The sequence below is a fragment of the Polaromonas sp. P5_D5 genome (genome assembly GCF_054049435.1).
In genome coordinates this window covers 197,718-223,035 of the sequence record NZ_JBFUMJ010000001.1, presented here as the reverse complement: position 1 = coordinate 223,035, position 25,318 = coordinate 197,718, and the positions used below count along the sequence as shown (strand labels likewise).

The 25,318-nt window shown below is 61.9% G+C and carries 22 protein-coding genes; 6 read left to right on the top strand and 16 right to left on the bottom strand.

Features of this window, described 5'->3' with window-relative positions; all coding sequences use genetic code 11:
- Positions 1-4 precede the first annotated feature (4 nt).
- From ACXJKE_RS01095 to ACXJKE_RS01085, 3 genes are all read right to left on the bottom strand, one after another.
- A complete protein-coding gene (locus tag ACXJKE_RS01095) occupies positions 5-679 on the bottom strand; it encodes a glutaredoxin family protein (RefSeq protein ID WP_457278731.1) in 675 nt (224 codons plus the stop codon).
- Between the two features lie 52 nt (positions 680-731).
- The gene (locus ACXJKE_RS01090) at positions 732-2,801 is read right to left on the bottom strand and encodes a M3 family metallopeptidase (protein WP_457278730.1); all 2,070 of its coding nucleotides are present in this window, start codon (positions 2,799-2,801) and stop codon (positions 732-734) included.
- A 117-nt stretch (positions 2,802-2,918) separates the two neighbouring features.
- Positions 2,919-3,395 (bottom strand): YhbY family RNA-binding protein, encoded by a 477-nt coding sequence (locus ACXJKE_RS01085; protein WP_457278729.1) that lies wholly within the window; start codon positions 3,393-3,395, stop codon positions 2,919-2,921.
- A 42-nt stretch (positions 3,396-3,437) separates the two neighbouring features.
- Between ACXJKE_RS01085 and ACXJKE_RS01080 the strand changes: the two genes are divergently transcribed.
- The 4 genes from ACXJKE_RS01080 (at position 3,438) to glmM (ending at position 8,746) form a co-directional block, all read left to right on the top strand.
- Positions 3,438-4,196 (top strand): RlmE family RNA methyltransferase, encoded by a 759-nt coding sequence (locus ACXJKE_RS01080; protein ID WP_457278728.1) that lies wholly within the window; start codon positions 3,438-3,440, stop codon positions 4,194-4,196.
- 130 nt (positions 4,197-4,326) lie between these two features.
- Complete coding sequence (ftsH, locus tag ACXJKE_RS01075) at positions 4,327-6,249, top strand: ATP-dependent zinc metalloprotease FtsH (RefSeq protein ID WP_457278727.1); 1,923 nt, start codon at positions 4,327-4,329, stop codon at positions 6,247-6,249.
- A gap of 194 nt (positions 6,250-6,443) precedes the next feature.
- Positions 6,444-7,301, top strand: a complete 858-nt coding sequence (gene folP, locus ACXJKE_RS01070; protein WP_457278726.1) for a dihydropteroate synthase — start codon at positions 6,444-6,446, stop codon at positions 7,299-7,301.
- Between the two features lie 113 nt (positions 7,302-7,414).
- Positions 7,415-8,746, top strand: a complete 1,332-nt coding sequence (glmM, locus tag ACXJKE_RS01065; RefSeq protein WP_457278725.1) for a phosphoglucosamine mutase — start codon at positions 7,415-7,417, stop codon at positions 8,744-8,746.
- 85 nt (positions 8,747-8,831) lie between these two features.
- On the opposite strand, the gene ACXJKE_RS01060 is transcribed toward glmM, so the two are convergent.
- The 11 genes from ACXJKE_RS01060 to ACXJKE_RS01010 form a co-directional block, all read right to left on the bottom strand.
- Positions 8,832-9,437, bottom strand: a complete 606-nt coding sequence (locus ACXJKE_RS01060; protein ID WP_457278724.1) for a DUF6151 family protein — start codon at positions 9,435-9,437, stop codon at positions 8,832-8,834.
- 29 nt (positions 9,438-9,466) lie between these two features.
- Positions 9,467-9,976, bottom strand: coding sequence for a hypothetical protein (locus ACXJKE_RS01055; RefSeq protein ID WP_457278723.1), 510 nt, complete (start codon positions 9,974-9,976; stop codon positions 9,467-9,469).
- A complete protein-coding gene (locus tag ACXJKE_RS01050; RefSeq protein ID WP_457278722.1) occupies positions 9,969-10,268 on the bottom strand; it encodes a DUF705 domain-containing protein in 300 nt (99 codons plus the stop codon). Before ACXJKE_RS01050 ends, ACXJKE_RS01055 begins: the two co-directional genes overlap by 8 nt.
- Positions 10,265-10,696 (bottom strand): hypothetical protein, encoded by a 432-nt coding sequence (locus ACXJKE_RS01045; RefSeq protein ID WP_457278721.1) that lies wholly within the window; start codon positions 10,694-10,696, stop codon positions 10,265-10,267. The genes ACXJKE_RS01050 and ACXJKE_RS01045 overlap by 4 nt, the downstream gene beginning before the upstream one ends.
- A gap of 107 nt (positions 10,697-10,803) precedes the next feature.
- Entirely contained in the window at positions 10,804-12,255 is a 1,452-nt protein-coding gene (locus ACXJKE_RS01040) for an aldehyde dehydrogenase family protein (RefSeq protein WP_457278720.1), read from the bottom strand.
- A 19-nt stretch (positions 12,256-12,274) separates the two neighbouring features.
- Positions 12,275-13,285, bottom strand: coding sequence for an amidohydrolase family protein (locus ACXJKE_RS01035; protein WP_457278719.1), 1,011 nt, complete (start codon positions 13,283-13,285; stop codon positions 12,275-12,277).
- A gap of 30 nt (positions 13,286-13,315) precedes the next feature.
- Positions 13,316-14,260, bottom strand: coding sequence for a YncE family protein (locus ACXJKE_RS01030; protein ID WP_457278718.1), 945 nt, complete (start codon positions 14,258-14,260; stop codon positions 13,316-13,318).
- A gap of 83 nt (positions 14,261-14,343) precedes the next feature.
- A complete protein-coding gene (locus ACXJKE_RS01025) occupies positions 14,344-15,261 on the bottom strand; it encodes a dihydrodipicolinate synthase family protein (RefSeq protein WP_457278717.1) in 918 nt (305 codons plus the stop codon).
- Between the two features lie 5 nt (positions 15,262-15,266).
- Positions 15,267-16,439 (bottom strand): L-rhamnonate dehydratase, encoded by a 1,173-nt coding sequence (locus tag ACXJKE_RS01020; protein WP_457278716.1) that lies wholly within the window; start codon positions 16,437-16,439, stop codon positions 15,267-15,269.
- 73 nt (positions 16,440-16,512) lie between these two features.
- The gene (locus ACXJKE_RS01015; RefSeq protein WP_457278715.1) at positions 16,513-17,556 is read right to left on the bottom strand and encodes a 4-hydroxythreonine-4-phosphate dehydrogenase PdxA; all 1,044 of its coding nucleotides are present in this window, start codon (positions 17,554-17,556) and stop codon (positions 16,513-16,515) included.
- 31 nt (positions 17,557-17,587) lie between these two features.
- Positions 17,588-18,565, bottom strand: coding sequence for a Bug family tripartite tricarboxylate transporter substrate binding protein (locus ACXJKE_RS01010; protein WP_457278714.1), 978 nt, complete (start codon positions 18,563-18,565; stop codon positions 17,588-17,590).
- A gap of 144 nt (positions 18,566-18,709) precedes the next feature.
- On the opposite strand from ACXJKE_RS01010, the gene ACXJKE_RS01005 reads away from it, so the two are divergent.
- Together ACXJKE_RS01005 and ACXJKE_RS01000 are read left to right on the top strand one after the other, a co-directional pair.
- Complete coding sequence (locus ACXJKE_RS01005) at positions 18,710-19,642, top strand: LysR family transcriptional regulator (protein WP_457278713.1); 933 nt, start codon at positions 18,710-18,712, stop codon at positions 19,640-19,642.
- 224 nt (positions 19,643-19,866) lie between these two features.
- The gene (locus ACXJKE_RS01000; RefSeq protein ID WP_457278712.1) at positions 19,867-20,352 is read left to right on the top strand and encodes a hemerythrin domain-containing protein; all 486 of its coding nucleotides are present in this window, start codon (positions 19,867-19,869) and stop codon (positions 20,350-20,352) included.
- A gap of 48 nt (positions 20,353-20,400) precedes the next feature.
- On the opposite strand, the gene ACXJKE_RS00995 is transcribed toward ACXJKE_RS01000, so the two are convergent.
- Both ACXJKE_RS00995 and ACXJKE_RS00990 read right to left on the bottom strand, forming a co-directional pair.
- Positions 20,401-21,849 (bottom strand): efflux transporter outer membrane subunit, encoded by a 1,449-nt coding sequence (locus ACXJKE_RS00995; protein WP_457278711.1) that lies wholly within the window; start codon positions 21,847-21,849, stop codon positions 20,401-20,403.
- Between the two features lie 11 nt (positions 21,850-21,860).
- The gene (locus ACXJKE_RS00990) at positions 21,861-25,133 is read right to left on the bottom strand and encodes an efflux RND transporter permease subunit (protein WP_457278710.1); all 3,273 of its coding nucleotides are present in this window, start codon (positions 25,131-25,133) and stop codon (positions 21,861-21,863) included.
- Positions 25,134-25,318 lie beyond the last annotated feature (185 nt).

Below are 25,318 nucleotides of genomic sequence, written 5' to 3'. Positions count from 1 at the left end.
CCGCTCAGAATTTGATGCCGGCAGGGTTGTTGGCCGTGGCGGCGGGTGGTGCCGCCGGAGCAGCCTGTTGGGATGGTGCGGCAGGAGCGGCTGGGGCGGTGCCCGCTGCTGGAGATTTGCTCACGGCGACCAGGGGTGTAGGCGCGGGGCGCTGGTAGGTGGCTGGCAATATGGACGCAGCAGGGTAGCCCGCTGCATTCAGGTACTGCGTCCACTCTGCGTCCGAATAGCCTTTGAGTTGCTGGGCGGCTATGGTCAGAAAGGGTAGCGATGCATCGCCGCTCACCCGCTGCAGGGCCGCAATATCTTCATTGGTGCTAACGGTTTTCTCGCTGAAGGGAATGCCACGGCTTATCAGCATGGCACGAGCGGAACCGCAGGGAATACATTTTTCGTTGGTGTACAACGTGACCGGGTATTTGCTGACAACCTGTCGCAATTCGAAAGGAAGACCTCCGGATGCTGCTCCACCACTTGACGCTGCGTTGGCAGCGCTAACCTTGCCGCTACTTGCCGCCGGCGGTGGCTGGTCGGAAAAGGTGACCTTGCCGTCGGGTCCCACGATGCGGTAGACCTGCTGCGCGTGTGACGGCAGCGCCATAAAAATTAAGCTTCCCCCAAGCAGCAGCATGGCCAGCAGGGCGTTAGGAGAGAAGGATCTAACAGCGTTTGATTTCATGGTTTCCCCAGTCAGTCTTGAATTTGAATTGAAGTGGCTTGGCTCAGGTGTTTCAAGCCATACCCTGGTGGCGCATCAGCGCGTCCAGCGTTGGCTCCCGGCCCCGGAAGGCCTTGAATGATTCCATGGCCGGACGGCTGCCCCCTGCTTCCAGGATGGCTTGCCGGTATTTTCGGCCTGTTTCTACATTAACGGTACCCGATCCTGTGCCGGCGTCAGTGTTTGTACCCGGATCGGCTGCAGGATGGGCGGACTCTTCAAACGCGGCATAAGCGTCGGCAGACAGGACTTCGGCCCATTTGTAGCTGTAATACCCGGCCGCATAACCACCGGAAAAAATGTGACTGAATGTATGCGCAGTACGGCTGTAGGCCGGGGCCGCAATGACAGCGACTTCGCGGCGCACCTCGTTCAGGAGATCCATCAGGTCGTCGGCTGGGTTGTGAGAGGTGTGCAGCAGCATGTCGAATAGTGAAAACTCGACCTGGCGCAGCGTCTGCATGCCGCTCTGGAAGTTTTTGGCGGCCAGCATCTTGTCGAACAGCTCGCGCGGCAGGGCAGCGCCGGTGTCCACGTGGGCGGTCATGTGCTTGAGCACGTCCCACTCCCAGCAAAAGTTTTCCATGAACTGGCTGGGAAGCTCGACGGCGTCCCATTCGACGCCGCTGATGCCGGAAACGTCCCGTTCGTTGACCTGGGTGAGCATGTGGTGCAGCCCGTGGCCGAATTCGTGGAACAGCGTGGTCACGTCGTCGTGCGTGAGCAGGGCTGGCTTGCCGCCCACGCCCTCGGCGAAATTGCAGACGAGATGCGCCACCGGGGTTTGTAGCTTGCCGTTGTCGGGGCGCAGCCAGCGGGTGCGCACATCATCCATCCAGGCGCCGCCGCGTTTGCCGTTGCGGGCGGGCTGGTCCAGGTAGAACTGGCCCACGAGCTGGCCGTTGCGCTCGATACGGAAAAACTCTACGCCAGGCTTCCACACGGGTGCCGAGTCCTTGCGGATGGCGACTTCAAACAGTGTTTCCACGATCCTGAAGAGGCCTGCCAGCACTTTGGGGGCAGTGAAGTACTGTTTGACTTCCTGTTCACTGAAGGCGTAGCGCGCTTCCTTGAGTTTTTCGCCGATGTAGGCGTAGTCCCAGGCTTGCAGGTCGGCCAGGCCCAACTGGGTGGTGGCAAAGGCGCGCAGGTCGGTAACATCCTTTTCGGCATAGGGTCGGGCGCGCCGGGCAAGGTCACGCAAAAACGTGATGACCTCGTCGGGGGACTTGGCCATCTTGGCGACCACCGAGACCTCGCCGAAATTACGGTAGCCCAGCAGCTTCGCCTCTTCGAGGCGCAGCGCAAGGATTTCCTTCATGATGGCGCTGTTGTCGAATTTGCTGAACTCGGGTGCGGCCTGGTCGCTGGCGCGGGTGGTGTAGGCCTTGTAAAAGGTTTCGCGCAGTTTGCTGCTTTTGGCAAACTGCATGACAGGCAGGTAGCTTGGCATTTTCAGGCTGAGGCGGTAGCCGGTCTTGCCTTCGGACTGGGCCTGGTTGCGTGCTGTTTCAAGCACGTCTGCAGGAATGCCCTCAACCTCGGCTTCTGTCGCGTAATAGGCAAATGCGTCGGTGGCGTCCAGGGCGTTCTCGCTGAATTTCTGGTTCAGCTCGGCCTGGCGTTCCTGAATCTCGGCAAAACGGTCGCGGTCGGCGCCCTTCAGTTCCGCACCCGACAGCACAAAGTTGCGAATGGCGTTTTTATGGGCCTGGCGCTGCTCGGTGTTCAGGGTGGCCACGTCGATGGCTTTGTATTTGGCGTAAAGGCGCTCATCGGCGCCCAGGCGGGTCCAGAACTCAGTCACGCGCGGCAGGGCGGCGTTGTAGGCCGCGCGCAGCTCCGGCGTGTCGGCCACGCTGTTGAGGTGGCTCACGGCGCCCCAAGCGCGGCCCAGGTTCTCGGTGGCCACGTCCAGCACGCCGGCGATACCGCTCCATGAGGCCGGAAAATCCGCTGCCGTGACATGCTCAAGGGCGCTTTCAGCCTTGGCCAGCAGCTCGTCGAGGGCTGGCGCCACATGCTCGGGCTGAATCCGGTCAAACAGGGGAAGGTCGGAGAAGTCGAGAAGGGGATTGGTCATGACGTACAGCTGTGGGCGAAAGTCTCGAATCTAAAGGCCTGGGGCTACCGGGCCAGGAAGAATGTGCCTGTCGGGGCGCTATCGGGGCAATTACCCCGTGCCTTGCGGGCGGGGAACTCAGCCCTGTGCACTCTTCTTGACGCTTTTCAATTGGGGTTTTTTGGCGCGTTTGACGGTGCCGCCGGGCGTGAGGCGCTGGTTGCCGAGCACGCGCAGGGTTTTGACTTCGGGGCGCTGGCCGTAGCGGGAGCTGTTTTTCAGTACCTTGACATCACGGGGGCCGGGCATGCGGTCTTCATTGACCTTCTTTTCCTTTTCCGGCATTGGGCGCCACAGGACCAGCAGCTTGCCGATATGCTGGATGGGGGCGGCGTTGAGTTCATCTGCCAGGTTCTGGAAAATCGCTTCTCGGCCGGCGCGGTCGTCTGATTGAACCCGCACCTTGATGAGGCCGTGCGCGTTCAGGGCCGCGTCGGTTTCTTTCTTGACGGCAGCGGTCAGGCCATCGGAGCCGATCATCACCACTGCGTTCAGGTGATGGGCATCGGCGCGGTGATCCTTGCGCTGGGCGGGGGTAAGTTGTATTTGAGCCATGACCCAATTATCGGGGGAGTCGGGAAGAGGACAATAGACCCCATGAAAGTAAATGCCAAGACCGACTTCAAACCCGGCACCCAGACCGACGCGAAGGCCGCTGCCAAAGCCGTATCGAAAGCCAGTGCGAAAGGGAAAAAGGTCAACAAGGCGTGGTTGCACGACCACATCAACGACCCCTACGTCAAATTGGCCCAAAAAGAGGGCTACCGGGCCAGGGCCGCTTACAAATTGAAGGAAATTGACGAAACCTTCGGCCTGATCCGGCCGGGGGACTGTGTGGTCGACCTGGGTAGCACGCCCGGGGCCTGGAGTCAGTACGTGAGGCGCAAGCTGTCACCCACCGGCGCGGCGGCGGGGGAGCTCAACGGCCGCATCATCGGGCTGGACCTGCTGCCCATGGAGCCGATCGAGGGGGTGACTTTTATCCAGGGCGACTTCCGGGAGGCGGAGGTGCTGCAGAAGCTGGAGCAGGCGCTGGCCTCGTCCGAAGGGCAGATCCGGGTCGATCTTGTGATCTCGGACATGGCGCCCAACCTGTCGGGTATTGAATCGGCCGATGCGGCCCGGATTGCCCACCTCATAGAGCTGGCCGTGGAATTTGCCCAGAACCGGATGAAACCGGATGGCACGCTGGTGGTGAAGCTTTTTCACGGCAGTGGATACGATCAGCTCGTGAAGCTTTTCAAGGACACCTTCAAGACGGTCAAGCCCCTCAAACCCAAGGCCTCGCGCCCCGGGTCGTCGGAGATTTTCCTGATTGGCAGAGGACTTAAAAGGCGCGCTGACGCTGCACAATGAGTGCGATACGGTGGCAAAAATCACCTAAACCCGCTTCAAACATGGGGCTGGCAGGGGATTACGCGGTTTTTGCCCTTGAAACGCCTAAAATCAGGCGCATGTGACTTTTGTTCTTATACCGGAGTAGTCCTTGAACAATCAGTGGTTTTCCAAAATTGCAATCTGGCTGGTTATCGCCATGGTGCTGTTTACCGTATTCAAGCAATTTGATCCACGCGGTAGCGCCGGCTCAAACTACCTGGGTTACTCCGAGTTCCTGGAAGAGGTGCGCGGCAAGCGCATCAAGCAGGCCACCATCGCCGAAGGCCAGGGCGGCACCGAGATTTCCGCAACCACGGTGGATGATCGCAAGGTTCGCACCACCGCAACCTACCTTGACCGCGGCCTCGTCGGCGACCTGATCGCCAACGACGTGAAGTTTGACGTCAAGCCCCGCGAAGAAACCTCCCTGCTCACGTCCCTGCTGATCAGCTGGGGCCCCATGCTGCTGCTGATCGGCGTGTGGATTTATTTCATGCGGCAGATGCAGGGCGGCGGCAAGGGCGGGGCTTTCAGCTTCGGTAAATCCAAGGCGCGCCTGCTCGATGAATCCACCAATCCAGTGACTTTTGCCGACGTGGCGGGCTGCGACGAAGCCAAGGAAGAAGTCAAGGAAGTGGTCGACTTCCTGAAAGACCCCGCCAAATTCCAGAAACTGGGTGGCCGTATTCCGCGTGGCTTGCTGCTGGTTGGCCCTCCGGGCACCGGTAAAACCCTGCTGGCCAAGAGCATTGCCGGCGAAGCAAAAGTTCCGTTTTTCTCGATTTCCGGCTCTGACTTCGTTGAAATGTTCGTCGGTGTGGGTGCGTCGCGTGTGCGCGACATGTTCGACAACGCCAAGAAAAACGCGCCTTGCATCATCTTTATCGATGAAATCGACGCAGTCGGCCGCCAGCGCGGCGCGGGCCTGGGCGGCGGCAATGACGAACGCGAGCAGACCCTGAACCAGATGCTGGTCGAGATGGATGGTTTTGAAACCAATGTCGGCGTGATCGTGGTGGCTGCCACCAACCGTCCCGACATCCTGGACGCCGCCTTGCTTCGTCCCGGCCGTTTTGACCGCCAGGTCTATGTGACGCTGCCCGATATCCGCGGCCGCGAGCAGATCCTGAATGTGCACATGCGCAAGGTTCCGCTCGGCCAGGATGTGAGCCCCGGGGTCATCGCCCGCGGCACGCCCGGCATGTCGGGCGCTGACCTGGCCAACCTGTGCAACGAAGCCGCCCTGATGGCTGCACGCCGCAACGCGCGCACCGTCGAGATGCAGGACTTCGAAAAAGCCAAAGACAAGATACTGATGGGCCCCGAGCGCAAGAGCATGGTCATGCCCGAAGAAGAGCGCCGCAACACGGCCTACCATGAGTCCGGTCACGCGCTGCTCGGCAAGATGCTGCCGAAGTGCGATCCGGTTCACAAGGTCACCATTATTCCGCGCGGCCGTGCACTGGGCGTGACCATGAGCCTGCCGGCGCAAGACCGCTACAGCTATGACCGCGAGTACATGCTGAGCCAGATCAGCATGCTGTTTGGCGGCCGTATCGCCGAAGAAGTCTTCATGAACCAGATGACCACGGGCGCCAGCAACGACTTTGAACGTGCCACAGCGCTGGCCCGCGACATGGTCACCCGTTACGGCATGACCGAGGCCCTGGGCCCCATGGTGTACGCGGAAAATGAAGGCGAAGTGTTTTTGGGCCGTTCAGTCACCAAGACCAACAACATGAGCGAGTCGACCCTGCAAAAGGTGGACGGCGAAGTACGCCGCATCATCGACCAGCAGTACGCCCAGGCGCGCAAGCTGATCGAGGACAACCAGGACAAGATGCATGCCATGGCCAAGGCCTTGCTCGAATGGGAAACCATTGACGGCGACCAGCTGGACGACATCATGGCCGGCAAGGAACCCCGGCCGCCCAAGGACTGGACGCCGCGCAATTCGTCGGTAGGCGGCGGTAGCGGTCCCAGCGGCGGTACACCTGCTGTCAGTACCGATCCGGCACCTACGGTAGCCTGATTCCTCCACAAGCATGAAGACGACTGCCAGGCAGTCATCACAACCGGGGCCAGTCCCCGGTTTTTTCATGGTGGAGAACATGGCTCCTGGGCTTGCCACTTTGTATGGCTTCGGCAACGCACCGTTCGTTGCGCGGTATTGCATTGCTTACCGGCCTGTGGTTTAACCCTTCATTCGTTTCGGGACATCCATCCATGATCTGGCAAACCTCCCGCTTTCAGATTGATCTGTCCAAGCCGCGCGTCATGGGTATCGTCAATGTCACGCCCGACTCATTTTCGGATGGGGGCAGGTATTTCACCCTCGGTGGTGGTTTTTCAGGCGTCTTTGCTCATTGTGAGAAATTGATCCGGGATGGCGCCGACATGCTGGACATTGGCGGTGAATCAAGCCGGCCTGGCGCACCGCCCGTACCACTGGAGGAAGAGCTTGAACGGGTGCTGCCTGTGGTTCGCCATGCGGTCAGCCTCGGTGTGCCGCTGTCGGTTGACACGTACAAACCTGAAGTGATGCAGGCTGTGCTCGACCTGGGCGCCGATGTCATCAACGACATCTGGGCCCTGCGCAAACCGGGTGCGGTGCAGGTGGTGGCGCAGCACCCGAATTGCGGTGTCTGTCTGATGCACATGCATCGCGAACCCCAGACCATGCAGGTTGCCCCCATGGAGGGCGATGTGGTACCGCAGGTGATGGCTTTTCTGGAAAGCGCCGCATCTGGCCTGCAGGCCGCTGGCGTTGATAAATCCCGCATCGTGCTGGATGTGGGTGTGGGCTTTGGTAAAACCGTGGCGCAGAATTTCGCGTTGCTCGCGCGGCAGCAGGAGTTCCTCGCCACCGGTTATCCGTTGCTGGCCGCCTGGTCGCGCAAATCGTCTTTGGCCGCCGTAACCAGCACCTCGCTCGCGACTGTCGCCCAGCTCGACGTGACCGACCGCATGGTACCCAGCGTAGCGGCCGCCTTGCTGGCGGTGGACCGAGGCGCCCGTATCGTGCGTGTGCATGATGTGCGTGAGACTGTGCAGGCCCTGAAGGTATGGATGGCAGCGCGCTAGCAGTTTTGTCGCTATCCGGCAAAGATGGCGGCTTTGGCCGACAAAGGGCTGTACGGGGCACCTAAAATAGGCCCCTGTTTCAAGAACAACAAGCTCCACAGGGACAAAACTCCATGACCAGAAAATACTTCGGCACCGACGGCATTCGCGGAACGGTGGGCCAGCCGCCCATCACGCCCGACTTCGTCTTACGGCTTGCGCACGCGGTCGGCCGGGTCCTTCGCAAGACCGAATCCCGCCCTACGGTGCTGATCGGCAAGGACACCCGCATTTCCGGCTACATGCTGGAAAGCGCGCTGGAGTCCGGCTTCAACTCCGCCGGCGTCGATGTAGTGCTGCTCGGCCCCTTGCCTACGCCGGGTGTGGCCTACCTCACGCGGGCCCAACGCGCCAGCCTGGGGGTCGTCATCAGTGCGAGCCACAACGCCTACCCCGACAACGGCATCAAGTTTTTCAGCGCGCAGGGCACCAAGCTCGATGATGCGTGGGAACTGGCCGTGGAAGCTGCGCTCGACGAGCCACCCGTCTGGGCCGATTCTGCGACTTTGGGCAAAGCCCGCCGTCTTGATGATGCGGCAGGGCGGTATACCGAATTTTGCAAAAGCACCTTTGCCAATGACCTGACGCTTCGCGGTCTGAAGATCGTGGTGGACGGTGCCCACGGTGCGGCTTATCACATCGCCCCCATGGTCTTTCATGAACTGGGCGCTGAAGTCATTGCCATCGGCTGCGCACCCGACGGCCTCAACATCAACCACGAAGTCGGTGCGACGCACCCCGAGGCGCTGATAGCCAAGGTCAAGGCCAGCAAGGCGGACTACGGCATTGCGCTGGACGGCGACGCCGACCGGCTGCAGATCGTGGACGCCGAAGGCCGGCTTTTCAACGGCGACGAGGTGTTGTACCTGATGGTCAACGAGCGGCTGGCGCGTGGCGAGAAAGTACCCGGCACCGTGGGCACCCTGATGACCAATATGGCCGTGGAAGTCGCGTTGAAAGCCAAAGGCGTGGAATTTGTACGCGCCAAGGTTGGCGACCGCTATGTGCTCGAAGAGCTTGAAAAACGTGGCTGGCTGCTGGGCGGTGAGGGTTCGGGCCATCTGCTGGCGCTCGACAAGCACACCACCGGTGACGGCCTCATCAGCGCGCTGCAGGTGTTGCAGGCCTGTGTGCGCAGCAAGAAAACTCTGGCCCAGCTGCTCAGCGATGTGGTGTTGTTCCCGCAGACGCTGGTCAACGTGCGCCTCAAGCCCGACCAGGACTGGCAGAGCAGCAAACCCTTGGCCGACATGACCAAAACGGTGGAAGCCGAGCTGGGCAACACGGGCCGCCTGCTGATTCGTGCCAGTGGCACCGAACCGCTGCTGCGTGTGATGGTCGAAGCGCGCGATGCGGCCCAGGCGAAAAGTTGCGCCGAGCGGGTGGCGAATACGGTGCGGTCCTGAGCGATTTATTCAGGAAGATAGCGGCTGCAACTCTTTAAGGGCGGGCGCAAGCAGCTATTAAATCGATAGCGATCCGTCGAACAGGCTAGGAAGCCTCTACGGCCTCCATCAAGCGAGCCCGCTCATCCGGCGTGAGCACCTTGGGTGATACGCGTGGCATCCCATCATCCGGGTTAAAGAAGGGCGTGATCTTGTAGCCGCCATTGAGCCTCGTGCGTATCAGTGTCGCCATGAACCGGAGAATGGACACGCTGGTGCTGACCGGCATGGCTTTGGGGTTACCTTTGGCGCTCTTCATGCCGACTTTCATGCGCACAAGGCCGAAGGCGGCGTCGAGACTTGTTGACGGATCTTTCAGGCAGTTGTGCAGCAGGCCGACATGCGAGACCTTGAAGTCACGCGAGGTGTTGCCGATCGGTGTGTTGCAACAGCTGGCATACCAGCGCAACATGCCCTTGTCACTGAGCGACATGCAGGTGAGCGCCTCCTGGCCGTGGGTGAAGGTGACGTGTTGGGGCAGCGTGGCGACCACGTCCGATCCGCCCATTTCATCCAGAATCTCGTCGGCTTTGCCCAGAAAGTGGGCGTAGGCCTGGCAGTCTTTGCAGTAGCAGATACCCCGGCATACCGATTCGGTGTGACTGACATGGCCGCGGAGTGTGCCGCATTGGCAGCGCAAGGGGTGATTCATGTGAGAGCCCTGTTTGATGGGTGAGCCATTTAACACTCAGACGCGCGGAACCCCGAGTTCTTGTCTGGCAGGGCAGTCCGGTCAGTGCGCGTACGGTGTTTCCTGATGCCGATGAGTGCAATAGCTCCCGCGGTCTGCGTCGTAACCATGACCAGTGGATAAAGCAGTCCGATACCGAGTGTCGCCACGATAAAACCGGTGCTGGCGTAAAGCGTGGATTCACGTTTGTATTCTGAGCAAAGCGCCAGGACAAGGCCAAGCCCGGCAAGAATGAACGTAAGGCAGGTCAACCAGATAACAGCGTTGGCGTCATTCAGCGCAAAGACGCTGCTTGGCTGGAGTTCGGCAATATAGCTGCGTTCTTGCCGCACCATGCCCAGCCGGTTCAGCGCGTTCAATAGCTTGCCCCCGAAGAGCACACCGCCGGCGCGATGAACGCACCACAACGCAAGAAACAATGAGAAGGCGACGAGGGCCGAGGCAAACGACAGTTTCCCCAAAGACACTCTTTCGCCGGCACCGAGCAATCGCTTAAGCATTCTCAGCCTGCGAAGGGTAGAGATGTTTGCAGAATCGCCACTCATGCACCGGCTGGTCATCAATGTAGGCTGTAGGCTTTGGCAGATAAGCTTCAAAACACTCGCTGATCCCTAGTTCGATGGCTGTGGTTCGGCAGTATTCAGCACCTCCCGAGCTCCAGAGAAACAAGGTTGCGCCTTCGGATTTCAGCCGCCTGACCTGGGCAATTACCGCAGGCATGGGAATACGCTTCGCACCAACGGACCTGACCATGGTGTCGTCGACATCGATAAAAACGACTTGTGGGGTCATGGGTGTTGAACCTTTGTTTGACCCCGGAATATGTGTGACGCCAGCAGCCACAAGGCTACCGGCAGCAAAAGTGCGGCGGCAAGTACCTCCGAAAGAATTGTGACGTTGGCGATCAGAGGATGAAACTCGATGGGGGCCAACGCATAGTGGCCCAGGCCGTCAAAACCTAACGCCGCGTAAACAGCCATCAGCAGCAGGCCCATAGCCACGAATTTTTTGCGCATGAGCAGCAAGCCAACGGCACCCACCGAAGTGATGGCAGCCCACACCCCATAAACCTGCGCACGTGTTAGCCAGGCCGGCAGGTTCGGATATTCGCAGATGAACTCGGCGTTGTGGCTGAAATGGCCGAGACTGGCGAGGAAGTAGGCTGCTGTCAGGGCGAGCAGCAGTTTGGGAAAGTCGTTGAAGCTGCGAAAGAAACGCATCGTTCAGGCCTGTGGTTAGAGGGGTGGACCCGCAGGCATCTGGCCTGTGGGTTACCAGTCTAACCAACCGGGCAGCCGCGCCGCTCGACGGCCTATTGTTCGCTAACTCAAGCCAGCGTATATGCCGTCTTCACCGTCGTGAAAAACTCCTGCGCATACTTGCCCTGCTCACGCGGGCCGTAGCTGGAGCCCTTGCGGCCGCCAAACGGCACGTGGTAGTCCACACCGGCGGTTGGGAGGTTCACCATGACCATGCCGGCCTGGCTGTGGCGCTTGAAGTGGGTCGCGTATTTGAGGCTGGTGGTGGCGATGCCAGCTGACAGGCCGAATGGCGTGTCATTGGCAGCGGCGAGTGCGGCCTCGTAGTCCTTCACCCGGATGATGCTGGCAACGGGACCGAAAATTTCTTCGCGGTTGATGCGCATGCCGGCGGTGCTTTCGCTGAAAAGCGCTGGTGTCATGAAGTAGCCTTCGGCGCCGCTGCCGGTGTGACAACGTACGCGGTCACCGCCAAATGACAAGGTCGCGCCTTCCTGCTGGCCGATGGCGATGTAGCTTAAGTCCTGCTCCAGCTGGGCTTGTGAAGAAACCGGGCCGATGTCGGTTCCGGCAGTCAGGGCGTCGCCCACCTTGATGCGGGCCATGCGTTCCTGAAGCGCCTTGACGAAAGCAGGGTAAATGCCTTCGGTCACGATGAGGCGGCTTGATGCTGTGCAGCGTTGCCCAGTGGAGTAAAAAGCGCTCTGTGCGCTGAGTTCCACGGCCTGGGTCAGGTCGGCGTCGTCCAGGATGACCTGCGGGTTCTTGCCGCCCATTTCGAGCTGCACCTTCTTGAGGTTTTTCGCGCAAACCTCAGCAATGCGGCTGCCCACGCCGACCGAGCCGGTAAAGCTGATGGCATTGACGCCCGGATGGTTGACCAGCGCATCGCCGATGACGCGGCCGGGCCCCATCACCAGGTTGAACACGCCCGCCGGAATACCTGAGCGCGAGATGATTTCGGCCAGGGCCCAGGCACTGCCTGGAACCAGGTCTGCCGGCTTGAGCACCACGCAATTGCCGAAGGCCAGCGCCGGCGCAATCTTCCAGGCCGGGATGGCGATGGGGAAATTCCACGGCGTGATCAGGCCGACGACGCCCACGGGTTCACGCGTGATTTCCACGCCGATGCCCGGGCGAACCGACGGCATGGTTTCACCGCCCAGGCGCAGGCATTCGCCGGCAAAGAATTTGAAGATGTGGCCAGCGCGGGTGGCTTCGCCAATGCCTTCAGGTTTGGTCTTGCCTTCTTCGCGCGAGAGCAGGGTGCCCAGCTCTTCGCGGCGTGCCAGGATTTCAGTGCCGATCTTGTCGAGCGCATCGGAACGGGCCTGGATGCCCGAGGTAGACCAGGCCGGGAAGGCGGCCTGTGCGGCCTGCACGGCGGCATCCAGCCCTGCGGCGTCGGCCTGTGTGTACTCGCCGATCACGTCGGCGAGATTACTGGGGTTCAGGTTCGGGCTGTAGCTGCTGCCGGCCAGCCATTGGCCGGCGATGAGGTTGTCGTGTTTGGTGGACATGAGGTGGCTCCAGAAGAAATCAGGGTTGATCAGGGGCGAGAGGGCGCGCAGGTTGCGGGAATGCCACAGGCGGCGCCACATCAATCGCGTAGAAACGCAAGGCGTTATCGCACATCATCGCATGTTGCTGGTTTGCCGGCAGGTGGTCCAGCATGCCGGCCACACTGCCAACCAGGTCCGGATAGTTTATGCGCAGGCCCGCCACCGGAAAGTTGCTGGCAAACATGCAGCGCTGCCAGCCGAAAATGGCCACCGTCTCGCGCACGATGCGCGCGTTTTCGTGCCAGTCCCAAGGCTGGCCGCGCAGGCCGAACTCGGAAAGCTTGACGTGTACGTTTTCCTGCCGGGCCAGCGTTTCCATCCAGCCGCGCCAGCGTTTGAGGCCTTCTTCGCTGCGGTCCCAGGCAAAGCCGTGGTGGTTCAGGGCGATGGGCACTTTCGGAAACATCGCTGCCACGGTAGCCGCTTCGGGCAAGTGCCAGGCGGGCACGCGCAGGTCCCACCGCAGGCCGAATTTCTCCAGCAATGAAAAGCCGCGCAGCCAGTTTTCGTGTTGCATGGTGCCCGCTTGCCCTTTGACGCTTTGGTCCGCTGCGGCAGATGTGACGGGTTTGCTGCGGATGCCGCGCACCAGTTCAAACTGCGACTGCGCGAGCAGGCATTCCCCGCTATCAGGCCGGTCAAACCAGGCGTGCGCCACGATGGCGTTCGGAAACCCGTGCCTGGCGTGAACCTCATGCAGCCAAGCAGTTTCGGCAACCTGCTCAAGGCGGCTGCGTTCGGCTTCCACATGCACGGTTGCCACCACGTCGCAAGGCCCTACAGCGGCCCGGTAGTCCGTTGCGAGGAAATCCCGGCAAATCGGCCGGTAGTCGCCGAGGAAGAAGGCGCCAGGATCGTACGCTTCCTGCAACCAGGGGTAGTGGCCTTTCGACAGGTCCCACAGGTGGTGGTGTGCGTCGACGACGGGCCCTGTAAACGCCTTCACAGGTGCGGGCAGTGAGGTGGGCGATGTGCCTGTGCTCTTCATGAACCGGGAGTGGATACAGACCTTGCTGAATCAATGCCGCCAGACGTAGGACGAATCAGGTTCACGCAGCGTCCTGATTTCCTGCTCGAACGCAAAGCTGTCCAGATTGAGGCGGCGCACCGTCTCGTCCTGAAACGAGATGTAGACCGCCCGGTCCACCGGGTGAAACGACAAGGCCAGCGGGTTGCTGGGCAAGGAAAAGCAGCGCTGCTCCTGCAGGTCCAGGCCGAATATCGACAGCGAATGCTCGCCCGAGTTAGTGGTGAGCAGCAGGTCCTGGCCTTGCACGCCCTGGAAGCGGTAGACCCGGTTGGGGTCGCGCCGTGTCTTGCCTGAGGCTACGACTTTCATGCTGGCCGTGTCGACCGCGACGATGGTGTCGTCGCCGCGGTTGGCCACGTACAGCAGTGATTCGTCGGCCGACAGCACATTGCCCTCGGGCACCGGGCCGGGCATCATCGCGACCGGTGTGAAGGTCGGGTCGTTCGGCCTGATTTTGGTGACGGTGTTCGACAGCAGGTTCAGCGCATAAGCTGTCTGTGCATCTTGCGTCAGCGCAAACAGGTGGGTTTTGTAGCCGCCCGAAGACACAGCCAGGTCCGGTACATGCACCTTTGCCGGATCCGAGAAGCGCAGCAACACGTTGTGTGCCTCAGACATCACAAACAGGCGGCCCTGGCCGTCCACTGTCAAGCCATGCGGCCGGTAATACGGCCAGAGGTTCAGCGTGGCCACATGCTCGCGTTTGTCCAGGTCAATCACAAAGACCGAATGCCCACCTGCGTCTCCCAGATGGCTGGCGGTTTCGATGCCATAGTGGCCTACGTATGCAAGCCGGCGCACCGGGTCTATCGTGAACTCGTGCGGAAAGTTGGGCAAGACGATGTGTTCTTCCGCCAGGCCGGTGGCCAGGTCGTAAAAGCTGAAGGTATGGGCGCATTTCTGCACCAGCAAGAGTGTTTCCCGAAGGGGCATGGGTGTCCTGAAGATGGGGGAGCCTGAAAGGAAACAGAGAGAGAAAAAGAGAGAGAACGCGTGAAGGGGCCAGCCAAAGCCGTTTACCTGCCCCAGCGTAGCACCAGCGGGTCCAGCCGCTGCGCGGTGGCGATCAACCCCTTGCGAACCTCAGGGTGCATGGCGGGAAATGGATGGCGCGGCGCTTCACAGGCGATCACGCTTCCTTCCTTCATCAAGGCCTTGGCCGTCAAGATGCCGCCCTGGCGGTTTTCATAGTTGATCAGCGGCAACCAGCGGGTGTATTCGGTAATGGCTTCATCCCGCTTGCCGGCGACCCATGCATCCATGATCTTGCGAATGCCGTCCGGGTAGCCGCCACCTGTCATTGCACCGGTGGCGCCGGCTTCCAGGTCGGGTAGCAGGGTAATGGCTTCTTCGCCGTCCCACGGGCCTTCAATCGCGTCGCCGCCCAGCCGAATCAACTCGCGCAGCTTGGAGGCCGCACCCGGCGTTTCGATCTTGAAGTAGGCCACATTGCGGATCTCTTTGGCCATGCGTGCCAGGAAGGTTGCCGACAGGGTGGTGCCGCTGACAGGTGCGTCCTGGACCATGATGGGAATGTCAATGGCGGCCGACAGCGTGGCGAAGAACTCATAAGTCTTTTCTTCCGCCACGCGGATGGTGGCACCGTGGTACGGCGGCATCACCATGACCATGGCCGCGCCCAGGTCCTGCGCGCGGCGGCTGCGTTCGGCGCACACCCGGGTGCCGAAATGCGTGGTCGTCACAATCACCGGCACGCGGCCCGCTACGTGCTTGAGGATGGCCGCGGTGAGGACTTCCCGCTCGTCATCGGACAGTACAAACTGTTCCGAGAAATTGGCCAGGATGCACAGGCCCGTCGATCCCGCATCGATCATGAAATCAACACAGCGCTTCTGGCTTTCCAGATCGAGCTCGCCCGCATCAGTGAAAGTGGTGGGAACCACCGGGAACACGCCCGTGTATCTTGCTTTCATGCCGATCATTCGACGATGTTGAAGTCTTTGAGGAACTCGGTCTTCATCGTCAGGCCCAGGCCGGGCTTGTTGTCATCGAGCTGCAGGAAGCCGTTCTCCGCCACCGGTTCTCCGTCAAAGATGTAATAGAACAGCTCGTTGCCAACTTCCACGTCGAACATCGGAAAGTACTCGCTCATGGGCGAGGCGAGGGTGCTCATGGTCAGGTGGTAGTTGTGCATCTGCCCGGCGTGCGGAATCACCGGCACGCTGTACGCCTCGCACAACGCGTTGATCTTGTGCGCCGCCGTGATGCCGCCCACACGGTTGGTGTCGTACTGCACGACCGACACGGCTTTCTTGTCCAGCAGCTGTTTGAAGCCATAAAGGCTGAATTCATGCTCGCCGCCCGAGATCGGGATGCTGGTGAGCTGATTGAGCTCGGCATAACCGTCGATGTCGTCAGCAATGACAGGTTCTTCCACCCAGCGCGGCTGAAATTTTTCCAGCTTGGGCAGCATGCGCTTGGCGTACTCCAGGTTCCAGCCCATGTAGCACTCCATCATCAGGTCGTTGTCGTAACCAATGACTTCGCGGATCGCCTCGACGGCTTTCAGGTTTTCAGCTACGCCCTTGGTGCCGTGCGCCGGGCCGTAGCCAAAGCGCGACTTGAACATGGTGAAACCCTGGTCCAGGTATTTCTGCGCTTCGTCCTGCATGGCCTTGATGTCGGTACGGTAGAGCTTGGAGTAGTAGCAGGGAATCTTTTCCTTGGTGCGGCCGCCCAGCAGCTTGAACACCGGCTTGTTGACCGACTTGCCCAGGATGTCCCAGATCGCCAGGTCCACCGCGGAGATGGCAGCCATGGTCACACCCTTGCGGCCCCAGGCGTGGGTGCTGCGGTACATGCGCTGCCACAGGTATTCGTAGTCCCAGGGGTCCTGGCCCAGCACCAGCGGCGTGAGGTACTGGTCGATGATGGCTTTGGCGATGTGCGGCGCCAGCGCGACGTTGCCTAGGCCGACGATGCCGTCGTCGGTTTCGATCTCGACCACCGTCCACGAATGGAAGCGGAAGGTGCTCATGGACTCTGTCTTTGAGTAGACGAGGTCCATGGCGTTGGAGCAGAAATTGCCTTGCGGTGGAACGGTCTTGCCTTTCCACTCGAATACACGTGCGCGGACTGATTTGATCTTCATTTAAAGGTCCTGTGTGAGATGAATCTTTCGAGCCCTCCCCTGGAAGGGGAGGGTTGGGGTGGGGTGAGCCGTATTACTCCCTTTGGGGAGGCGCCGCCAGGCGTCCTCCCATGCGGCAGGCGATGCGAAAAGCGTTGAGCGTGGCGTTGACATCGGCCACGCCCTGGCCGGCGATGTCATACGCTGTGCCATGCGCCGGCGTGGTGATGGGCACCGGCAGGCCACCCTGCACGGTGACGCCCTTGCTGAAGCCCATGAGCTTGATGGCGATCTGGCCCTGGTCGTGGTACATGGTGACGATGGCCTGGTACTGGCCGGCCTGCGCTTTCAGGAAGATGGTGTCGGCCGGGAAGGGGCCGTCTACCGGCACGCCGCCGGCTCGCAGTTCGGCCACCGCCGGTTCGATGATGTCGATTTCTTCGCGGCCGCAGACACCGCCGTCGCCACCATGTGGGTTGAACGCCGCCACCGCTACTTTTGGGCTGTTGTTGCCGCTGGCCTTGAGCGATGCGTAAATCAAGCGGGTCGCGTCGACGATGCGCTCCTTGCTGAGCATGGCCGCTGCGTCTTTCAGCGGAATGTGCGAAGACACACGCGCGGTCCACAAGTCGCCCAGGGTATTGAACTCGCAGAAGTAGCCGGTCACGCCCAGGTATTCGGCAAAGTGGTGCAGCTCGTCTTCATGCTTCAGGCCGCCCAGCTTCATGGCCTGCTTGTTCAGCGGGGCAAAGCAGATGGCGTCGACTTCGCCGCGTTTGGCGCCGTCCATGCAGAGGTTGAGTACCTGCAGCACTGCGGCGCCGCAGGCGGCTTGCGCCTGGCTGCGCTGTACTTGCGCTGGCTGAATCGTGTCTGTGGCCAGGAAGGCGGGCAGGCTGCTGTCGGCACGGTTGCGCACTTCGGCCAAGCTGCTCACGGCTTGCGTTGCCACCGCCTGTTGGGCCGTGGCCTGGCCTTGTTGCCAGAGCCAGGCGTCGCCCACCAGCACGATGTTGGCGCCCGCCGTGATGCCGGGCTGACTCAGCAGCCGGGCAATCAGCTCGGGGCCTATGCCGGCCGCGTCGCCCAGTGTCAGTGCGACGACAGGCACCGGTTCTGTTGTCTGCTGCTTGCTCATGTCATCTTTTCCTTGTTCAGGATCATCAAAATCAGTCCAGCTTGATGTTTTTCTTGGCGATCAGGTCACCATAGCGCTTGTTCTCGTCATTATGAAATTGCGCGAACTGCGCCTGCGTCATGGGCGTCAGGTCCGCGCCGATCGCACCCAGCCGGGCTTGTGTTTCCGGCATCGCCAGGACCTTGGTGACCTCGGCGTAGACACGTTCCTGCACCGCCTTGGGCGTGGCTGCCGGCATGTAGATGCCGTACCAGGCGCTCATCTCGACACCCTTCACGCCGGCTTCGGCCATGGTGGGCACATTGGGAAGCTGCGGGTTGCGTTTCGCGCTGGCCACCGCCAATGGTTTGATGCGTCCGTTCTTGATCTGGCCGATCACCGAGGGCATGGTGTCAAAGCTCAGCTGCACCTGGCCGCCGACGAGGTCGATCAGCGCCGGGCCGCTGCCGCGATAGGGGATGTGCGTGATGAAAACGCCGGCCTGGTCCTTGAAGAGCTCGGCCGCGATGTGTTGCGTGCTGCCCGAGCCGCTGGTGGCGTAGTTGAGCTGGCCGGGTTTTGATTTGGCCAGCTTGATGAGCGACTGCACCGAATCTACCGGCAGGGCGTTGTTGACCACCAGCACATTGGGCACCGCGCCGACAAACACCACGGGCACCAGGTCCTTGTTGTTGTCATAGCCGAGTTTCAGCAGGTGCGGGGCAATCGCATGCGCGGTCGAAACACCCATCAGCAGGGTATGGCCGTCGGTCGCCTTGGCCGTCAGGTCGGCCGCCAGCGTGTTGGAGGCGCCGGGGCGGTTCTCGACCACCACCGGCTGCTTGAGCAGGGGCCCCAGCCGGTCTGCGACCGCGCGGGCCATGGCGTCGGTGCCGCCGCCGGGGGCCGATCCCACCAGGATGCGTACCGGCTTGCTGGGCCAGTCTTGCGCCAGCGCGGGGAAGGCGGCGGCCATCGCGGCAGCCGCCAGCAGCGCCGGGAGGAATGTAAAGGGTTTCAGGCGGGGCATTGTCTTTGTCTCCGGGTCTTTGTGCGGGAAAGCTTGAACGAATGCCTCGATGGTAGGGATGGCAACACTTAACGTAAATTGAAAATACCTGATTATTTGATAACCTATGGTGATCAATTGAATTGACCCCCTGAAAGACCGCCGATGCCCGACACTTCACCTGGCTCCTCCATTCCCCAGCTGCTCAACCGTCTGCGCATGCGCCAGGTCGCACTCATCCTGGCCGTGGGTGAACACGGTACCTTGCGCAAAGCTTCTGCGGAACTGGGCATGACCCAGCCGGCCGCCACCAAGATGATCCAGGAGCTGGAGTCCGCGCTGGGCCAGCGCCTGTTCGAGCGGGTGGGGCGCGGGCAAAAGCTCACGCCGGCCGGCGCCAGCGCATTGCGCTATTTCCGCGGCATGCGCGGTTCCATCGAGTCCATGACCCGTGAGCTGGCCGAGCTGCAGCTGGGCAGCTCCGGTCGGGTGTCGGTCGGCAGCATCATGGCGCCGTCGCCAAACTTGTTGACACACGCGATCATCGCGCTCAAAAAAGCTTACCCGCTGCTGTCGGTCGATGTCATGCTGGACACCAGCGACCGGCTGTTCGAGCTGCTGCGCGAAGGCGTGCTTGACGTTGCCATCGGGCGCATTCGCGACGAGCACCGGGCTGACTACGCCTTCACCCCGCTTGAAAATGAGGCGCTGGCCGTGGTGGCTGGCGTGCACCATCCGCTGGGGCAAAAAAAGGCGGTGAAGTTTGCCAGCCTGCTGGACTACCCATGGATATTGCAGCCCAAAGGCAGCCCGATGCGTGAGGTGCTGGAGCAGGAGTTCCGCATGTTGCAGGCGCCCACGCCCAAGGGCCTGATCGAAACCGCGTCCATCCTCACGACGACCAACCTGATTGCCGAAACCGACATGGTGGGCGTCATGCCGCAGTCGATTGCCGAGAACTACGCCCGGCATGGCCTGCTCAAGATCCTGCCCTGCTTCATCCAGCACAAGATGGAAGCGTTTGGCTCCATCACCCGCAAGGACAGGCCGATGAGCGACGCGGCACGGTTTTTCCTGGCGGCGCTGCACCAGAAATAGCCGCCGGAGGCCGATGGCAATCCGCTGCGGAGAAATTTCCTGAAAATTGCGGGCCTTGGTCCACGGAGTGAGCGCCGGCCGCTATGAGATATGCGTCAATGCCGGCGAAGAACAGAAATTGAAATCGGCGTGTGTGGTCATGGATGAACACTCCATGACCTGGATCAAGCTTTTGCCCCGTGCCATTGCTTACGCTTGGCGTATTGCCAACATTGGAAGCACACATGCCGAATCTTCAATGGTCAGACGCCCTCGTGCTCGGACTCCCCCTGATGGATGACACTCACCGGGAGTTTGTCGAGTTGCTTGCGCTGGCAGAAAACGCGGCGGACGATGCGTTGCCGGGCCACTGGCGAGCGCTGGTGGACCACACCGATGAGCACTTCAGCCGCGAAGACCGGTGGATGCTGGACACGCGGTTTTCATCCTCCAATTGCCACACTGTGCAGCACAAGGTGGTGCTGCAGGTCATGCGAGAAGGCTTGCTCATGGCCCAGGCCGGGGATTTCACGTCTTTGCGCCATATGGCAAGGGAGCTCGCTCTGTGGTTTCCGCAGCATGCGCAGACCATGGATGCCGCGCTGGCCCTGCATCTGCGCGGTATTGGCTACGACCCGCTAACGGGAGTGGTGAGCATGCCGCAAGCTTTGCCCAGGGACACCATACACGGTTGCGGTGGCCTGAGCTGTTCTGATGGCCAGGCGCTTTAACACACCGCATAAACGCGGCACGCTGTTGGGTCCGCTGGGTCATGCAATTTATTGCCCCGTTTGCCAACCCCCGCCCAGCGACTGAATCAGCGCCACCGCCGTGGTCTGGCGGTCGGCCATGGCTTGCACCAGTGCGCGGCGCGCGCTCAGCGCGGTGGCCTGGGCGGTGATGACTTCGGTGTAGCTCACCTGGCCGCTACGGTAGCGGTTGAGCACCTGCTGCTCGACCTGGTCGGCGGCCTGTGACGCCTGGCGGCGCAGTTCCTGCTGGGTCAGCAGCACGCGTGTAGCCGACAGCTGGTCTTCCACGTCCTGGAAGGCGGCCAGCACGGCCTGGCGGTAGCGCGCCACTGCCTGCTGGTGGGATGCCTCGGCGCCTTCCACGCGTGCGCCGGTGGCTCCCGCATTGAAGAGGACTTGCGCGGCCGAGATGCCGATGGACCAGACGCTGCTGGAAGCCTTGAAGAGGTCCGCCACCCGGCTGGCGCCCTGGCCGGCCGATGCGCTCAGCGACAGGCTGGGGTAATAAGCACTCTTGGCGATGCCGATCTGTTCATTGGCAGAGGCCACGCGGCGTTCGGCGGCGGCAATGTCGGGGCGGCGCTGCAGCAGCTCGGACGGTATGCCGACCGGCACGTCAGGCACTGAAGGGTTCCAGGCCACAGGGGCAATCGAAAAATTGCCAGGTGCTTCGCCGACCAGCACCGCGATGGCGTGCTCCAGCTGGGCGCGCTGGCGCACCAGGCCGGCGTCGTCGGCCTGCGCGTTGGCCAGCTGTGTTTGCGCCTGCAGCACATCGGTTTTGGCGGCAATGCCGGCGTTGTAGCGGTTCTGCGTGATGTCCAGCGCGCGCTTGTAGCCGTCAATCGTGTCCTTGAGCAGCGCCTTTTGTGCGTCTGTCTGGCGCAAGGACAAATAATTGGTCGCCAGTTCACCCTGCGCCGACAGTTTGGCCGAAGCCAGGTCGGCGGCGCTTGCCTGTTCGCTGGCTTTCGCGCCGTCCACGGTGCGGCCCAGGCGGCCCCATACATCGGGTTCCCAGCTGCCGCCAATGCTGAGCTGGTAGTTGTTGCCCACGCGGCCACCGACATTGTTGCCCGTCGTGCTGCTGCTACTGCTGCCCGAGCGGCTGGCGCTGCCATCCAGCGAAACCGTCGGGAACAGCGATGCCCGTTGCTCGCGCACCAGGGCGCGCGCCTGCGCGTAGGCGGCAACAGCCACCGCCACGTTCTGGTTGGACACTTCCACACGCGATGCCAGCTGGTCCAGTACCGGGTCCTTGAAGAGTGACCACCACGGGCCGCGCTCCAACGTATCGGCGGGCATTGCCGCGACCCAGCCTTGCGCTTCCTTGTAGGTGCTCACGTCGACCGTGGCCGGGCGCTGGTAGTCGGGGCCGACCGCGCAGCCGCCAACGGCAAGCACCAGCGCAGCGCACAGCAGGCGAAGCTGAAAGCGTGAACGGTATGCGGGGTGAGTGTCGGAAAAGTGTTTCATGGCGTTGTCAGTCATTGCAGTTGGAGCGGGGCGCCGGGCGGCGGCGCATCGGACTCGTCCGGGTGACGGCTGAGTTGGCGCTCGGAAGGACTGCGCCGGCGCAGCTTGTCCATCAGCACATAGACCACCGGTGTGGTGAGCAATGTCAGCAGCTGGCTGGCGATCAGGCCGCCGATGATGGCGATGCCCAGCGGTCGGCGCAGCTCGGCGCCTTCGCCGAAGCCGATGGCCAGCGGCAGCGCGCCCAGAATGGCGGCCAGCGTGGTCATCAGGATGGGGCGAAAGCGCAGCAGGCAGGCTTCGCGCACAGCCTCAATCGCGGAAAGGCCACGAGCCCGCTCGGCTTCCAGGGCGAAGTCGATGATCAGGATGGCGTTCTTCTTGACGATGCCGATCAGCAGGAACAGCCCGATCAGCGCGATGATGGAAAAATCCAGCTTGAACAGCAGCAAGGCCAGCACAGCGCCCACACCGGCCGAGGGCAGGGTGGACAACACCGTGATGGGGTGCACCAGGCTTTCGTACAGGATGCCCAGCACAATGTAGATCACCACCAGCGCCGCGAGGATCAGGAGGGGCTGCTCGTTTTGCGATTGCTGCGCATTGAGCGCCGTGCCGGAAAAACTGCCGCGCACGTTGTTGGGCAGCCGGATGTCGGCTTCCGCCTGGTGCACCGCGGCCTGGCCGTCGCTCAGCGTGCTGCCATCGGCGAGGTTGTAGGAAACCGTAGTGGAAAGCTCGCCGTCTTCGTGGCTGACCGAAGCGGCGGTGGGGTTTTCGCTGAAGGTGGCGATGGCCGACAGGGGCACCATCGTGCTGGCCGAGGCGCTCAGGACCTGGCCCGACGAAGAGTCACGCAGGGATGGATTGGCCACAGAGGTGGCGGTGGCCACCGTGGTTGCAGCCTGGGTGCCGGTGCTGTTGGCTGTGCTGCCTCCAGCCCCCTTGGCCGGTACGTAAATATCTTTCAGCGACTCGGGGCTGCGGGTGTAGCGCGGCGCCACTTCCATGATCACGTGGTACTGGTTGAGCTCGGCGTATATCGTGGCCACCTGGCGCTGGCCGAAGCCGTCATAGAGTGCGTTGTCCACATCGCGTGAGCTGATGCCCAGGCGTGCCGCGCTTTCCTTGTCCACGGTGACCATGGTTTCCACGCCGTTTTCCTGCTGGTCGGTGTCCACGTCGGTCAGGGCGGGCTGCAGTTTCATCTGGTCTGCCAGGCGTGTGGCCCATACGCGCAAGTCGGCCGCGTTGTCGCTTTTGAGCGTGTACTGGTAGGTCGAGTTGGTCTGGCGGCCACCTCCGCGCAGGTCCTGCACGGGGTTCAGGAAAAGGCTGACCCCGGTCACCCGTGCCAGCTGCGGGCGCAGCCTCGCAATCACGGCCTGGCCGGCTACGTCGCGTTGCCCCACCGGCTTGAGGTTGATGAACATGAAGCCTCCGCCCGCACGGGAACCACCGGTAAAGCCCACCACCGTGTCCACGGCCGGGTCGGCGCGGATGATGTCGACCAGCTGCTTGAGCTTGCCCTGCAGCGCCTGGAACGAAATGCTGCGGTCGGCGCGCAGGCCGCCGTTGATCTGCCCGGTGTCCTGTTGCGGAAAGAAGCCCTTGGGCGCTTTGACGAAGAGAAACCCGTTGAGCCCGACCACCGCCAGCAAAATCAGCATCACCAGCAGTTTGCTGTGCAGGGCCCAGTCCAGACTCACTTCGTAGCTGCGGTGCACGCGGTTGAAGGCACGCTCGAACCAGCGCGCCATAAAAGCAAAACGTCCGGTCTTCTTCTCGTGCGCGTCGGGCCTCAGAAGCCAGGCGCACATCATGGGTGTGGTGGTCAGCGAGATGACCAGCGAAATCATCACCGCAGCAGACAGCGTGACTGCGAATTCGCGGAACAGCCGGCCTACCTGCCCGCCCATGAAGAGCAGCGGGATAAAGACGGCCACCAGCGACAGGCTGATCGACAGCACGGTGAAGCCGACCTCGCGCGCACCCAGCAACGCGGCCTTGAAGCGGTCCATGCCGGCCTCGATGTGTCGGCTGGTGTTTTCCAGAACCACGATGGCGTCGTCCACCACGAAGCCGGTGGCCACGGTGAGTGCCATCAGGCTCAGGTTGTTGAGTGAAAAGCCCAGCAGGTACATCACGCCGAAGGTGCCCAGCAAGGAGACGACAGTGGCCACGGCCGGGATGATGGTGGCACGGGCGCTGCGCAGGAATGCACTGACCACCAGCACCACCAGCACGATGGAAATCAGCAGCGTGACTTCGATCTCGTGCAGCGAGGCACGGATGGAGTTGGTGCTATCGGATGCCACCTGCAACTGCACGTCCTGCGGCAGGGCGGCCTGCAGCTCGGGAATCAGGGCGCGCACGCCGTCGACAGTGGCAATCACATTGGCATCGGGCTGGCGCGTGACCAGCACGATCACCGCCGGCTCGCCGTTGAAAAGGCCGAGCGTGTTGATGTTTTCCACGCCGTCCTGTACCTCGGCCACGTCCTGCAGCCGGATGGCGGCGTTGTTGCGCCAGGCTACGACGAGATTGCGGTAGTCGGCGGCCTTGAGCCCGCCGCTGGCGGTGTTGGAGCCTGAGTAAATCTGGAAGCGCTGGCCGTTGCCTTCGATCGCACCCTTGGGCCGGTTGGCGTTCGATGCCTGCAGGGCTGCACGCACGTCTTCCATGGCGACACCATAGCGGTTGAGTGCAAACGGCAGCAGTTCCACGCGCACCGCCGGCAACGAGCCGCCGCCAAGCTCCACGTCGCCGACCCCGGGTACCTGGGCGATTTTTTGCTGCACGAGGTTGGAGACCTCGTCATAGATCTGGCCCGGTGAGCGAGTCTTTGACGTGAGCGCCAGGATGATGACCGGCGCCGAAGCCGGGTTGGCTTTGCGGTAGGTCGGGTTGCTGCGCAGTGTGGCAGGGAGGTCGGCGCGCGAGGCGTTGATGGCGGCCTGCACCTCGCGCGCTGCCGCGTCGATCTTGCGGTTCAGGTCAAACTGCAGGCTGACACGGGTTGAGCCGTTGCTGCTGTTGGACGTCATCTCATTGACGCCCGCGATCACGCCGAGGCGCCGCTCCAGCGGCGTCGCCACACTGCTGGCCATGGTGGAGGGACTGGCCCCCGGCAACGAGGCGCTGACCGAGATCACCGGGAAATCGACTTGCGGCAGCGGTGAGACCGGCAAGACGAAGAATGCGGCGATGCCCGCCAAGGCCAGGCCTATGGTGAGGAGGACTGTGGCTACCGGGCGGCGGACGAACGGTTCGGAGAGGTTCATGGCGTGGCTCCCACGCTGGCCGTGACGAAGGTGACTTTTGTTCGAACGGCGGGAATTTTTGCTGAGGGTAGCTGGCCGGGGGTAGCCCGGCGGCTACTCACTTTTCTTTTGCTTCGCCAAAAGAAAAGTAAGCAAAAGAAAAGGCGACCCTGCTGTCTGCGTCCCTCCGCTTCGCTACGGGCAAC